We start from the raw sequence: 352 nt of genomic DNA, 5'->3' as shown, positions 1-352 counted from the left end.
GTAATACTGCCGCCTGCAAATAGGCTCCAGCCTAAACCTACATCACCGGCTTTATCATCAGGCTTTGCATTAAGCGGGTGATATTGTAAAGATACCATAGCCGTTATCTTGCTATTAGCTGAAAGACTTGTGATAGGTATCTTAATATCAGGAATTCCTGTATAATTGCTTACGGGGACTTCCTCAAATTTCATCAGACTGTTTGCCGCAGGTGCTGCAGTAAATAACTGTTTGAGATTATCCACAGGGTTACTAAAAGAACCAAGATTTGGATTTGCTTGTGCAATGACGTTATTGGCTAGTATAATTCCAGCACAGACTATAATTTTCTTCATCTGAGTTTTATTTTTTA

1 protein-coding gene is annotated in these 352 nt (G+C 38.6%); it reads right to left on the bottom strand.

The features are described 5' to 3' along the window. Positions 1–335 (bottom strand): hypothetical protein (locus tag AC2A07_RS19775; protein ID WP_484051810.1); only part of this gene is annotated, 335 nt, incomplete at its 3' end. Positions 336–352: the final 17 nt, after the last annotated feature.

The sequence above is a fragment of the Chryseobacterium sp. HNCC26DJ238 genome (assembly GCF_057180465.1).
The sequence above is the reverse complement of the archived record's forward strand: the minus strand, read 5'-3'. Positions and strand labels throughout refer to the sequence as shown.